The sequence below is a fragment of the Haloterrigena salifodinae genome, assembly GCF_003977755.1.
Lineage (GTDB): Archaea > Halobacteriota > Halobacteria > Halobacteriales > Natrialbaceae > Haloterrigena > Haloterrigena salifodinae.
The window spans coordinates 281,190-293,368 of record NZ_RQWN01000004.1 but is presented as its reverse complement, the minus strand read 5'-3'; the positions used below and the strand labels follow the sequence as shown (position 1 = coordinate 293,368).

Here is a 12,179-nt window from a genome sequence, read left to right as displayed (position 1 = left end):
CTCAGAGGTCGAGGCGGTCGCCGATTTCGGCGATCTCGAGGCGCTGCGGGTGCTCGAAGCTTCGCGCGTGATGGTGTAGTGCGGTCGGATCCGCGGTGAGCCGCTTCCACATGTCCCAGTGGCTCGGCAGGAGCCGATCGAGCCGGAGATCGCTCGCGGCCTCGAGCAGCTGATTGTCGTCGTTGTACCACTTCGTCACGGTCGGCGCCCCAGTCTCGCGATGGGGCATCACGCCGACCGTCCCGAACGCCAATGCGCCGAGGTCGATGTCGTAGCGCGATCCGATCGCGTCGAATTCCGCGGCCGGTTTCGAGTCGCCGCCGTGGAAGAACGTGCCTGCCTCGTGTTCGACGACGTACGAGACCGGGTGGCTCGCGTCGGGGTCGTGGGCCGGCTCGACGTGGATCTCGAACTCGCCGACGCCGAACGAGTCACCCTCTGTGACCTCGATCAGCTGCTCGTCGGTCACGTCGTAGTCGTTTGCCCACTCCTCGTCGTCTCGAGCGACGGCGACCGACTCGTCCGGTCCGTAGAAGGACGCGCCCGTCTTCTCGAGGATGGGCGCCTGCGACGGCCCGTGGACGTGATCGACGTGCTCGTGGGTCGCGAGGATCGCGTCCGCGCTGCGAACGTCGTTCGGCTCGAACGGGACCGGAATCATCCGGATGATCCGCGGCGGATCGCCGAGGCCCAGATACGGATCGACGAAGATCGTCGTTCCCTCGCGACCCTTGAGGACGAACCCGTTGCAGCCGAGGTACCAGACGGCGACGCCGTCCGGTTCGGCCGACTCGATCGCCTGCGGAAGCCAATCGCTCCAGTCGCTGTGAATTCCCATACGTACACGTGAGCGCGGAATCGGGCAAGAGCGTACCGATTCGTGCGACCGAGTTCGGGACGACGTCCGGTTCGAACCACCGCGCGAAATCCCTGCGGGCGTCGACGGGCCGCTATCGGCGGAAGGCGGAGAAGGACACTGATTACCGAGCTTCTCGGGGGACATTGCAGGCACACAGACTGCCACCGCTGAAGCGGTGCGGCGTTCCGGCGAACGCGAAATATCCGCTGGTCGAAGTGCCATTCTGCGCTGAAAAATCTTCTTGTGCCCGCACGACGTCATCGTGAGCAACGGGATGGGACACAGAAACAAAACCGACCCCTTTGGAGCGGGACACCCGGCGGAATCCGTCTCGATGAAAGTCGTCAAACGCGTCGCGACGGCTTCGGACCGGGAAGCCAGTCAGTTACCGCCATTATACGACACCATCGATCCGGGGGCACTCGACGCCCTAGTGAATTCCGCCACAGCGGGCCCGTCGTCACTGGCGCTTCGGTTCGAGTATGAGGGCTATCTGATTACGGTCGACGGTTCGGAGTCCGTGAGCGTCGAACGCCGGACCGAATAGCTGAGCGCGTCCGTGGTCGCGAGCCGGTCGTACTCGACCGCCGGCGTGGTGGGCAGGTGCCACAGCTTCGGCGGATTCCGGCTCGAGACGCGAGCGGCGACGACTGCGCCTAGACGGCTACCGCTCACCTCCAGTCGCCCGGCTTCGCCCACCGACACGTGAGGGCGAATATTTATGGCACATCGGGGTAATTCATTACATATGCCCACGCTTACCGGAGGCGAGATTATCGCCGAGTATCTGGAGAAAGAGGGTGTAGAGTACCTGGTCGGCATTCCCGGACACGGGAGCACGAACCTCCTCGACGCGTTCAACGACTCCGAGGTCGAGGTCATCCAACCGCGACACGAGGAGGGCGCGACCCACCTCGCGGACGGCTACGCGCGTGCCAGCGGCGATCCGCTCGCCGTGTTCACGTCGATCGGTCCCGGCGCGACGAACACGGTCACCGGCGTCGCGACGGCCTACGTCGACTCGATTCCGATGGTCGTCTTCACGGGCGCGCCTCAGACCCACGAGTACGGCCAGGGGATCCTCCAGGAGATCGAACGACAGAAACCCGGCGACTTCCCGAGCGTAATGGAGCCGGTCACGAAGAAGAGCTTCGTCGTGAACGACGTCGAACGCCTGCCTCGAGTCCTCAGACGGGCGTTCCAGGTCGCGACGACGGGCCGGCCGGGCCCGGTTCACGTCGACGTGCCGATGGACGTCCAGGGCGGCGCCGCCGACGTCGAGATTCCGGAGCCGGCGGAGACGCGAACCCACAGCCGTCCCGGCGGCGATCCGGAGTCCGTCTCCGAGGCCGCCGACCTGCTCGCGGAGGCCGACCGGCCGGTTATCGTCCCCGGCGGCGGCTGTATGCTCGGCGAGGCCTGGGACGAGGTCCAGGACCTCGCGGAACACCTCAAGGCGCCCGTCATTCCGACCTTCCAGGCGAAGGGGATCATCCCCGAGGACCACGAGCTGTTCGTCGGCTACGCGGGCTGGATCGGCTCGACGGCCGGCAACGAACTCGCGAGCAACGCGGACGTCGTGCTCGCGATCGGCTGTCGGTTCACGGACATGCACACGTCCTCGTTCGAACAGGGCGTGAGCTTCGAGATCCCGCCGAGCAAGCTCATCCACGTCGACATCGACAACGAGGAGATCGGCAAGAACTACCCCGTCGAGGTCGGCATCCTCGGCGACTCGAAGGTCGTCACGCGACAGCTCCACGAGGAAGTCGCCGACCGCGTCGATCCCGTCGGTACCGAAGACAACGAGTACTACGACGAGATCCAGCGGCTGTGGGCCGAGTGGCAGGAACTCGTCGAAGAGCGACAGACGGACGACGTGCCGATGTCAATCTCGCGCGCCCTGGCGAGCCTGCGCGAGGCGCTCGAACGAGACGGGATCGTCGTCTCAAGCGCTGGCCAGCCACAGGAGGTCACGAATCCGCAGTTCCCGGTGTACGAGCCCCGGACGAACATCTCCTGTGGCGGCTTCTCGACGATGGGCTTCGGCGTCTCCGCCGCCATCGGCGCGAAGCTCGCCCGGCCCGACAGGCAGGTCGTCGACGTGGAGGGCGACGGCAGCTTCATGATGTGTAACCAGGAAGTCAACTGCGCGGTCGAACACGACGTCGACGTCACCTGGCTCGTCGTGAACAACGACGGCTGGAAGTCGATCCGGAACCTGCAGGTCGACAAGTACGGCTGGGACCGCGTCCTCAACACGCCGTTCGAAGAGGGCGTCGACTTCGTTCAGATGGCGGAATCGTTCGGCGTCGAGTTCACCGAACGCGTCATCAAACCCGAGAACTTGACCGAGACGCTCGAGGAGGCCCTGGCCCACGACGGCCCCGCGCTCGTCGAAGCCATCGTCGAACCGGACAACGAAGACTCCGGTGCGATCGTCACCGGCAAGTGGGACCTCGCCGACCTCGAACGGGACGACTGACGGCGCCGCCCCCGTCCGTCGAGTTCCCGCCGGCCGAGCTCTCTTCTTCATGGCCGACGGCCGCAGCGGCTCCGAATCCTTATACCGGATGCTGGCAAATGGTGTGGTATGGAATCCCTTGTGGTGGATGCTGAGTGGGACCCCAGAGCGGAGTACGACGTTTCGAACGCCGAACGCGAATCAAAGAAGGCGATGAACGCCTCGCAGGTGTGGCGAAATCCCGACCTTCGCGTCACCGAACGCGAGCGCCCGACGCCGGACGGCGACGAAGTGCTCGTCCGCGTTCGCTACGCGGGCATCTGCGGGAGCGACGTCTCGATGCTCGAGACGGACGAGGACGGCTACGTCCACTACTCGGCGTACCTCCGGTTGCCGAACGTGACCGGCCACGAGTTCGTCGGCGAGGTCGTTGAGACGGGCGACGACGCGCAACTGTTCGAGGAAGGCGACCTCGTCACCGCGGAGGTTACCGGCTACTGCGGCCGCTGTAACATGTGTCGGCAGGGATTTATGGGCCACTGCGAGAACTTCGAGCAGCTCGGCTTCACGATCCCCGGCGCGTTCGCGGAGTACGCCGCCGTTCCGGAAAAGCTCTGCTGGGATGTCTCGGCGCTCCGGGACGCCTACGAGACGGACGACGAGGCGCTTCGGGCCGCCGCGACGATCGAGCCCAGCACCATCACGTACCACGGGCTGTTCGCTCGAGCCGACGGGGTCCTCCCCGGCGACTACCACGTCTACCACGGCGCGGGCCCGATCGGCCTGACCGGGATGAACGTCTCCCGGGCCGCGGGCGCCGGAAAGGTGATCGCGTTCGAACCGTCCGACGAACGCCGCGAGGTCGCCCGCACGCTTGGGTTTGAACACGTCTACAACCCGATCGAGGACGATCCGGTCGAGACGATCGCGTCGGTCACGGACGGCGAGGGCGCCGACGTCCACGTCGAGACCGCCGGCGCGGTCTCCCAGACCTACCCCGCGATCGAGGACTCGCTGGCGGAGGGCGCGAACGTCGTCCACATCAGCAACGCCGCGAGCGATCCTGACATCGCGCTCCGGAAGTACCAGGGCAACAACGCTCAGCTCTACGGATCCGAGGGCCACACCGGACAGCAGGTCTACCCGCGCGTGATCAGGCTGATGGCCGCCGGCCAGCTCGACAACCGACCGCTGATCACGTCGACGTTCGATCTCTCGAACGCCGACGAGGCGATTCGAACGGCAGCCGAACGCGTCGACGGGAAGGTCCTGATCGAAATATAGTCCCGCAGCGAGCGAGCGACGTACTATCGACGCGCTTCTCGAGGCTCGACGCGAACTCCGGAGCACATCGCGACGGACAGTCGGGCGTCCCGCCGATAACTCTCAGCCAACCGATCGAAAACAGCGATTCTGAAACCGCTTACAGCGACGACCAGGACTTGCGGGCCTCGTTCCAGGAGGTGATGTCCGCGATCCAGCGGGCCGCGATCAGCTTTTTGAGGGTCTGCGCGGGAACGCCGCCGAACGTGTCGACCGGGAGGGAGACGCCGAACGCCGGCGTGACCTCGTGAGCGACGGCCTCCTCGCCGACGGAGACGACCGTTCCCTTGTCCTCGTACTCCCAGGTCTTCAGCGGCCGGTTCTCGATGGCGCGAGCGACGTTCTCGCCGACCACTTCCGCAGCCTGCCAGGCGGCCTGTGCGGTCGGCGGTGCGGGCTGATCGCCCTGGTCGACGAGCGCCGAGTCGCCGATCGCGAAGACGCGCTCGTCGGTGGTCCGGAAGTTCGCCCCCGTCGTCATCCGATTGTGCTCGTCCTCGAGGTCGGCGTCGTCGAAGGCGTCGCGGCCGGTGATGCCGCCGGTCCAGACGAGGATGTCGTGGTCGAGTGGTTCGCCTTCGTCGAACTCGATGTGATCCTCGGTGGCTTCCGTGATCGGGTCGTCCGTGTGGATCTGGACGCCGGCCTCCTCGAGTAGGTCGCGCAGGGCCTGCTGTATTTCGGGATCGTTGCCTGGGAAGATCTCTTCCAAGGCCTCGACGAGATGAATGTCGATCGGCGCGCGGTGGTTGTCGCGAAACTCCGCGATTTCGCCGGCGGTCTGGATGCCCGAGAGGCCGGCCCCGCCGATGACGATCTGTGCGGGCTCCTCGCGGGTTGCCTCCAGACTGGCGTCTTCGACCGTGTCGTGGATCTCGAGGGCGTCGTCGAGACTCTTCAGCGTCAGCGAGTGCTCCTCGAGACCGGGGATACCGTAGTAGGCGGTCTGGCTGCCCAGACCGACGATGACGTAATCGTACTCGACGCCCTGGCTATCGGCGAGTTCGACGACCCGCTCGTCGGTGTCGAGACCGGTTACCTCGTCTCTAATGAATTGGGTCGACGGATTGGCGATCAGGTCGACCGAGAAGGTGACGTCCGAGCGGACGTCCGGATCCCGAACGACGCGGTGGGCCTCGTGGAGCACGAGGTGGTAGTCGACGTCGGCGATCCACGTCAGCCGAGCGTCGGTCTCGAGTCTCGATTGGAGCGTTGCGATAGCACCGGCCCCGGCGTACCCGGCGCCGAGGACGACGACGTTCTCAGTCATACCAGCTAGTCCGAGCCGCTGTAATACAAAGCTACTGAAAGGGTCATCATCTGTTGCTGTTCACACACCCCGTGAAGGCGCATACTTCGCTGGGTCGGATCGACCGCACTCACGAAACGCGTTATCGACGGTCGGTCGACCGTCGCGCTCGAGTCCATCCGCCGCGACAGCTATCCCCATGATTTATTATCTCGGACGGTCCTCCACTCTGTATGGGCGTAGGATACACGACCATCATGTACGACCCAGCAGAGGTACTGTCCGAGGGTCTCGGTGACTTCGCCGCGTGCCGGTACGACGGCGTCGAACTCGGGCTCGGGAAAGTGGAATACATCGGCGTCGACTCACTTCAGGAGTCCCTCGAGGAACACGGCCTCGACATCTACTGCGTCATGGCCGGCTGGCTCAACGACGAGGAGGACGTCGAAGCGGCGGTCGACGGCGCCGGCATCGCGGCCGAACTCGACGCGCGCTTCCTCGGCATTCTGCCGCCGCCGCGGGGCCAGACCAACGACGCGACGTTCGACGAGTGGCTCGATCGGATCTGTACGGCCGCCGACGAGGCCGGCGTCACGCCCGTTATCCACCACCACGGCGCCTCGAAGATCGAGAGCCCCGAAGAGATCGAGGAGTGGCTCGAGCGCGCGCCCGACAACCTCGAACTGCTGTACGACACGGCTCACTACCAGCCCTACGGCGACGTCATCGACGGCATCCACCGGTTCGCGGACGACATCGCGTACGTCCACCTCAAGGACATCGACCCGACCGTCGACTTCCAGGACCACGTCGACACCCTCTCGGCGGGGAACGTCCAGTACGATAGCCTCTTCGTGTTCCTGACGTCGTTCGTCGACCTCGGCGCGGGCGTCATCGACTTCGAGGCCGTCGACGAGGCGCTCGACGAAATCGGCTACGACGGGCAGATCACGATCGAGATCGAGAACGAACGCGACGACAGGCTCGTCCACGCGAAGCGGAACATCGACCACTGGAACGACGCGACCGGCGCGTAAGGACAAGCCGATCGTCGAGCGGAGCGACCTTCAGCTAGAACAAAGACGGTTCCAATCGAATCGGTACAGTAGAGACTCTTCTCGAGGACCTGTTCGTATTATATCTCTATGAGTACCTTCCCGTCGACCCGTTTTGCTGCCTGTTCGATGGCCTTGTCAGCATTCGATAGCGAATACGTCGACGTGATAATTGACGTATTATCGAGTCGTCCGGCGCTCATCAGACGGATGACTCGCGGGTAAATCTGTTGTCCGGTGTGTCCCTCCGTGCCGTATAGTTGTGCACTGCTGCCCTGATACTTCCTGGTCGCGAGATTGGGCGCACTGCTGGCATTGCTGACGTGGACGACGTTAGCCTCCTCGGCCAGCGTCTCCTGGATGACTGGATAGGTTTCAGTAACAGCACCTGCAGTTTCGAGGTGGACATCAGCACCACGACCATCGGTGACTTTGTCGATGACCTCGACGGGATCTTGCTCCGTTGGGTCATATACGTGGTCGAACCCGAGGTCGGCCGCGATCGACCGTCGTTCAGGTGACGGATCGAACCCGATAACCTTGCCTGCACCCGCCGCTCGTGAGAGATTCATTCCAGTGAGACCGATCGGCCCCGTTCCATGGTAGACGTGGTGATCGCCGGGTAAGACACCCTCAGAGCGGACGAAAATACCGTGGTAGGTAATGGTGCTGGGCTCAATAGTGGCTGCTGCTCGCAACAGTTCATCTTCGTCCTCGTAGGCGTTCGCGAGTGACTCGACGCTCCAGACGATTTTCTCTGGGACGGTGACGTACTCCGCGAACGCGCCGGGGATCGTGAAGCCGACCTGTTCGAAGTTCTCACAGTGGCCGTGGAAGCCACGCCGACACTGCTGACATCGGCCACAGTAGTCGACGACCTCCGAGGTCACTCGCTCGCCCGGTTCGAAGAGGTTTGCGTCATCACCGGTCTCGGCGATCCGCCCCGAGAATTCGTGACCGGTTACGTTTGGGAACTGTGTGTACGCCGAATAGTGCATGTACCCTTCTTCGTCGGTCTGAATCATAGAGCAGTCACTGCCACAGACACCCGCATAGGCGACCTCGATAAGCACCTCGTCGTCTTCAGGTTCCGGTCGGGGTCTGTCTTCGACGTTCATCTCGGGATGTTGCCAGACCTGGGCGCTATTGTGTGCTTTCTGTGTTTCCCGCTCGCTATCCGTAAGGTCGTACTCGGAGCGCGGATTCCACTCCGCATCAAGCAGTAACGCTTTCATTGTCTGTCTATCCCAGACATCGGCAGAGGCGGTTATAAAAGTATGGGAAAAGCCCCCGTGGACTCGACTCGACGGGCGATAGCTGTCGTCTCAGCGGTCAGTGATCGTCCGAAAGTGGTCGATGGTTTTTGCCTGGACGTGCGGGTCTTTCGTCCGGTTCTCTCCCTCGATAGCTACCATGTCATATGGGTTGGTAAGCTATTTGTGGGATGCTGACTAACCCACTGCTGAGATGAAGCTCGGAGTCATCGGTGTCGGCGCTATCGCACAGATCATGCACGTTCCGTACCTCGCGGAACTGCCGAAGGCGGACATCCACGCAATCGCGGACCCCGGCGAGAACGTGGTCGAGACGTTCGGCGATCGGTATAACGTCTCCCATCGGTACACAGAAAGTACGGCGCTGATCGAAGATCAGGCCGACACGCTCGACGGCGTAGTCATTACCACGCCGATGCACACCCACGCGGAGGTAGCCGTTGCCGCCCTCGAGGCGGATCTGCACACGTTCGTCGAGAAACCGGTCGCCGTGACGCCCGACGACGCCCAGCAGGTGATCGATGCGGCCGCGGAGACGGACGCGGTCTGCATGGTCGGCTACATGAAGCGCTTCGATCCCGGTTTCCAGAAGTTCCAGGCCGAAGTGGACGAGCTGTCTGATATCGATCTCGTCACGAGCACCGTCATTCCGCCGGACGTCGGCGCGGTCATCGAGGAGAACTACGACATCGTCTACGCCGACCTCGACGACGCGTTCATCGAAGAGAGCAATTCGAAGCGCCAACAACAGGTCGAGGCCGCCGTCGGAACCGACGATGAGACGCTCACGCAAGCCTACGAGTACCACCTCGAGAGCATCTGCCACGACGTCAACGCGCTCCGGTCCGCGTTCGGATCGGTCGAACGGATCGACCACGTCGACGTGTTCAAGGGCTGGAAGTACGTCACCGCTCAGCTCCGATACGAAGGAGACCGCCGGTGTATCCTCGAGTCCGGCGCGACCGATCGGAAGTGGTACGACGAGCGCATCCGCGTCGACGCTCCCGAGGGATCGGCGTCGATCGAGTTCTCGAACGCGTTCATCAAGAACACGCCGTCGGACGTCCGCACCAAACTCGGGACGGAAGAGACGACGGAGTCCCGCTACACCCCGTCGTCGGACGAGCCGTTCAAACGCGAACTGAGACACTTCCTCGAGTGTATCGAGGGGGAGGCCGAGCCGCGGACGCCGCCGGAGGAATCGAAGCGCGACGTCGAACTCATCGCCGACCTCATCCGAACGTACGACGAGGAAGGCGAGGCGAGCAGCGTCAGCCGATAGTCGCAAGCCGTTCCGTCACGGTCGAACCGAGGCGCACCCGCGAAATCGTCGTGACAACGACGCGCGATGGTGGTCTCGTCGCGCTCCGTCCGTTCTTTTCGAGACAGTACTTCCCCCGCTATCACTGACTGCGGCCACAAGAGCCGGGTAGACGCCGCTGATCGATTCGCCGAGCGCAGAGAGGTCGACCGAAAGAACGCGTCGTCTTCAAGCGGTGCCGTTGTGGGCTCGCTTACTCCCACTCCATCCAGTCGGGGTCCTCACAGCGGAGCCGGCGATCGATACCGTCGATGCGTTCGATATCCTCCTCGTCCAGGTCGACCTCGAGCGCCTCGCGGTTGCTCCGAATGTGTTCCGTGGTCTGGGACCGGGGGATCGGAACGACGCCGTTCTTCGAGAGGAGCCAGGCTAAGCTGACGACGGCCTCGTTCACGTCGTGTTTGTCGGCGACCGCCGAGATCTCGGGGGTATCGAACACTTCGCCCTGCGCGATCGGCGAGTAGGCGACGAAGTACGCGTCGCGGTCCCGAACGGCTGCGCGGAGTTCGTCCTGGGGCAGGAACGGATGCATCTCGGCCTGCACCGCGTACAGCGACTGTTCGAGGAGTTCGTCGGCGAGTTCCAGATCGGCGGGTGTGTAGTTGCTCACGCCGACGCGCTCGACCTGTCCCGCATCGACGAGGTCGTTGAAGACTGGGAGCACAGTCTCGATGTCGTCCCGGCCGCGGGGCCAGTGGTGGTAGAGCAGATCTATCGTCTCGATTCCGAGCCGAGAGAGGCTCTCTTCGACGCCGTTTCGAACGTACTCCGGCGTCTTCTCCGGTTCCTCGAAGTGGGCGATCTTCGTGGCGACGAACAGGTCGTCGCGATCGACGTCGGCTCGGGCGATGGCCTCGCCGACCTCTTCCTCGTTGCCGTACAGGCGGGCCGTATCGAGGTGCCGGTATCCCGACTCGATCGCCGTCACGAGGGCGTCGATCCCGTCCTCATCGGTGAGACTGTACGTCCCGAATCCGAGCCTGTATGCGTCTTCCTCGAACATATCTACACTGTGGCTCGAACGACCCTTATACCTTCCCGTCTCGGATAACGGGATGGTCCATCGCAGACTCCGTCCGGAACAACCAGCGCCGAATTTCGGCGCTTGGTATCAGCGTACCCTCCCTGCTGACACGTCTTCACGCAGTCCCGATGTGAGAGGGTAAGAAGATGGCGTTTGAGAGAACAAAACGGTATTCGCGTTCTCCTCTCGATTCCCGTGAACGAATTTCTGCCTTCGGTACGCGAGTGAGAAGCGATATCGCTCTCGCTCCAATTTCTCGGTTCGATCCGGTTTCTCACCGCGTTTGATCGTTACAAACGGCCGAATGAGGCGAATAACGCTGATTCTCAGTCGGTTGATCTCCCGTTCACTGCTGATCGAAACGGAGCAGTAGCCGCTCGTTTGTTTACACCCGTACTGGCGTAATTCTCTGTTGGTGTTCGGTCGTATCCGCGTAACTATCGCATCCGGCCTCGTCCACGCGTTTGAGAGGCACAAACACCGGGGTTCAGCCTGTATACATTCGATTCGACGGGATGTACCAGTCGCCTCCGTCCGTCGCCAGAAATCGCCCTCGCAAAAGCGAGCACTCCCAGACGACTATTCGTGCTCACCCAAGAGAGATCATCGTGATACCGAGGATGGCCAAGCCGGTCGCAGCGAGACGCGTCCGAAGGTGGGACTCCTCGAGGAAGATCGCACCGAGGATCACAGCGACGATCGCCTGTCCGTTGACGACCGGGGAAACGATGCTCGCCGGCAATCGCTGAAAGGAGAGCAAGACGACGTGGTTCCCGGCCGCGATGACCAGTGCCGTGACGACGAAAAAGGGCAGGTCGCGCCACCAGTCGTCCGGCCAGCGGGCGCGGATCGCCAGCGGCCCCATCAACCCGGCGATGCCGAAAAACATCAACGGAACGTACGTCGTCGGTGCGATGGCCAGCTCCTGCATTAGCACGCGTTTGCCCACGTCGACGACCGCGAACGTCGCGGCCGACAGCAGCGCCAGTTGGGCTGGTCTGGACCGACTGGCCCGCTTTATCGGGGCGAGGAGCGTCGTTCCCTCCCAGTTGGCGACGTAGATCGCGATCGTTGCGACGACCACGCCTCCGACCTGAAGTGCGGAGAGTTGTTGTCGCAGTAGCCCCACTTCCAGCGGAAGGACGAACACCGGGATGATCTTGCTGATCGGCGAGACGTACGAGACCTCGCCGATTCGGAGCGCCCGGAACAGGAATACCATGGCGAGCGCCGTCAACGCCGTGACCGCGAAAATAGCTCCGAGAACGCTGACTCGATTCGACGCAGGAAGGAAGGGGCCGTCGGCGGCGACGACCACCGGGAGGTAGAGGACCATTGAGATCGCGTACGTAATCGAGAGGAAGGTCGGCGAGGAGTAGTCGGCGAACCACCGCTTCATCACGAACAGGGACGTTCCATAGAGCAACGCGGCCAGGCCGGCGAACGCGATTCCGATGTTCACATCGCTGTCCACCCCTGCCGACCGCAAGAAGCATTCGCTTTCGGTCCGTCGACCGGCCGGGAAACCGGCCGTTCGAAACTGACGGCACCGCTCGGGGTTTCGGGACGTGGTGTCTCCAATAGTGCACGCTCGGCGAACGGACCGATGT

At 63.2% G+C, this 12,179-nt stretch carries 10 protein-coding genes; 5 read left to right on the top strand and 5 right to left on the bottom strand.

The features are described from left to right. Window position 1: 1 nt before the first annotated feature. Entirely contained in the window at window positions 2-838 is an 837-nt protein-coding gene (locus EH209_RS19510) for an MBL fold metallo-hydrolase (RefSeq protein ID WP_126664483.1), read from the bottom strand. Window positions 839-1,133: 295 nt separating this feature from the next. On the opposite strand from EH209_RS19510, the gene EH209_RS19505 reads away from it, so the two are divergent. From EH209_RS19505 to iolM (EH209_RS19495), 3 genes are all read left to right on the top strand, one after another. Next, window positions 1,134-1,406 carry a HalOD1 output domain-containing protein gene (locus EH209_RS19505; RefSeq protein ID WP_126664482.1) on the top strand — a complete coding sequence of 91 codons (273 nt, stop codon included), beginning with the start codon at window positions 1,134-1,136 and terminating at the stop codon, window positions 1,404-1,406. Between the two features lie 201 nt (window positions 1,407-1,607). Continuing rightward, window positions 1,608-3,344 carry a thiamine pyrophosphate-binding protein gene (locus tag EH209_RS19500; protein ID WP_126664481.1) on the top strand — a complete coding sequence of 579 codons (1,737 nt, stop codon included), beginning with the start codon at window positions 1,608-1,610 and terminating at the stop codon, window positions 3,342-3,344. Between the two features lie 108 nt (window positions 3,345-3,452). Beyond that, window positions 3,453-4,607: a scyllo-inosose 3-dehydrogenase gene (gene iolM / locus EH209_RS19495; RefSeq protein ID WP_126664480.1), complete on the top strand. Its 1,155-nt coding sequence runs from the start codon at window positions 3,453-3,455 to the stop codon at window positions 4,605-4,607. A gap of 139 nt (window positions 4,608-4,746) precedes the next feature. Here the strand turns inward: iolM (EH209_RS19495) and EH209_RS19490 are convergent, their stop codons facing one another. Further along, window positions 4,747-5,916: an NAD(P)/FAD-dependent oxidoreductase gene (locus tag EH209_RS19490; protein WP_126664479.1), complete on the bottom strand. Its 1,170-nt coding sequence runs from the start codon at window positions 5,914-5,916 to the stop codon at window positions 4,747-4,749. 212 nt (window positions 5,917-6,128) lie between these two features. Here EH209_RS19490 and EH209_RS19485 point away from each other — a divergent pair, with 212 nt between their 5' ends. After that, a complete protein-coding gene (locus EH209_RS19485; RefSeq protein WP_126664478.1) occupies window positions 6,129-6,932 on the top strand; it encodes a sugar phosphate isomerase/epimerase family protein in 804 nt (267 codons plus the stop codon). A gap of 98 nt (window positions 6,933-7,030) precedes the next feature. Here the strand turns inward: EH209_RS19485 and iolM (EH209_RS19480) are convergent, their stop codons facing one another. Continuing rightward, complete coding sequence (gene iolM, locus EH209_RS19480; RefSeq protein ID WP_126664477.1) at window positions 7,031-8,185, bottom strand: scyllo-inosose 3-dehydrogenase; 1,155 nt, start codon at window positions 8,183-8,185, stop codon at window positions 7,031-7,033. 232 nt (window positions 8,186-8,417) lie between these two features. Here iolM (EH209_RS19480) and EH209_RS19475 point away from each other — a divergent pair, with 232 nt between their 5' ends. Next, window positions 8,418-9,506, top strand: a complete 1,089-nt coding sequence (locus EH209_RS19475; RefSeq protein ID WP_126664476.1) for a Gfo/Idh/MocA family protein — start codon at window positions 8,418-8,420, stop codon at window positions 9,504-9,506. A gap of 232 nt (window positions 9,507-9,738) precedes the next feature. Here the strand turns inward: EH209_RS19475 and EH209_RS19470 are convergent, their stop codons facing one another. Both EH209_RS19470 and EH209_RS19465 read right to left on the bottom strand, forming a co-directional pair. Then, window positions 9,739-10,548 carry an aldo/keto reductase gene (locus tag EH209_RS19470; RefSeq protein ID WP_126664475.1) on the bottom strand — a complete coding sequence of 270 codons (810 nt, stop codon included), beginning with the start codon at window positions 10,546-10,548 and terminating at the stop codon, window positions 9,739-9,741. 610 nt (window positions 10,549-11,158) lie between these two features. Next, window positions 11,159-12,031: a DMT family transporter gene (locus tag EH209_RS19465; RefSeq protein WP_229380288.1), complete on the bottom strand. Its 873-nt coding sequence runs from the start codon at window positions 12,029-12,031 to the stop codon at window positions 11,159-11,161. Window positions 12,032-12,179: the final 148 nt, after the last annotated feature.

Coding starts and splice junctions, on each gene's coding strand:
- EH209_RS19485 (WP_126664478.1), top strand. CDS start 6,129: ATGGGCGTAGGATACACGACCATCATGTACGACCCAGCAGAGGTACTG.
- iolM (WP_126664477.1), bottom strand. CDS start 8,185: ATGAAAGCGTTACTGCTTGATGCGGAGTGGAATCCGCGCTCCGAGTAC.
- EH209_RS19475 (WP_126664476.1), top strand. CDS start 8,418: ATGAAGCTCGGAGTCATCGGTGTCGGCGCTATCGCACAGATCATGCAC.
- EH209_RS19505 (WP_126664482.1), top strand. CDS start 1,134: ATGGGACACAGAAACAAAACCGACCCCTTTGGAGCGGGACACCCGGCG.
- EH209_RS19490 (WP_126664479.1), bottom strand. CDS start 5,916: ATGACTGAGAACGTCGTCGTCCTCGGCGCCGGGTACGCCGGGGCCGGT.
- iolM (WP_126664480.1), top strand. CDS start 3,453: ATGGAATCCCTTGTGGTGGATGCTGAGTGGGACCCCAGAGCGGAGTAC.
- EH209_RS19510 (WP_126664483.1), bottom strand. CDS start 838: ATGGGAATTCACAGCGACTGGAGCGATTGGCTTCCGCAGGCGATCGAG.
- EH209_RS19470 (WP_126664475.1), bottom strand. CDS start 10,548: ATGTTCGAGGAAGACGCATACAGGCTCGGATTCGGGACGTACAGTCTC.
- EH209_RS19500 (WP_126664481.1), top strand. CDS start 1,608: ATGCCCACGCTTACCGGAGGCGAGATTATCGCCGAGTATCTGGAGAAA.